Source organism: Methylobacterium sp. J-070 (assembly GCF_022829385.1).
Lineage (GTDB): Bacteria > Pseudomonadota > Alphaproteobacteria > Rhizobiales > Beijerinckiaceae > Methylobacterium.
This window is the reverse complement of sequence record NZ_JAKSXX010000113.1, coordinates 1-280: the sequence shown is the minus strand read 5'-3', so window position 1 is coordinate 280 and position 280 is coordinate 1. Positions and strand designations below refer to the sequence as shown.

The window sequence follows — 280 nt, the reverse complement described above, 5'->3', positions numbered from 1 at the left end:
GGACGGTGGACGGGTGCGGGTTCAGCGGCAGCCATCCGGGCGCCGGAGCCGGCGGAGCATTGGGCCGCAGCGGGGCGCGGATCGCCGTGTCCGGACACGAAAAAGCCGGCCCGCGGGAGGCGGACCGGCTTTCAGGCGAGTGATTTTGGTTGCGGGGACAGGATTTGAACCTGTGACCTTCAGGTTATGAGCCTGACGAGCTACCGGGCTGCTCCACCCCGCGCCAAGTGTGTGCGGTCGACCCGCAAGCGTGTGCGGCTGGTCCGGTGCGACCTGCCGT

Annotated in this window: 1 tRNA gene; it reads right to left on the bottom strand. The window is 69.3% G+C overall.

What is annotated here, in order from left to right:
* Positions 1 to 146 precede the first annotated feature (146 nt).
* A tRNA-Met gene (locus tag MKL01_RS08875) sits at positions 147 to 223 on the bottom strand.
* Between the last annotated feature and the right edge of the window lie 57 nt (positions 224 to 280).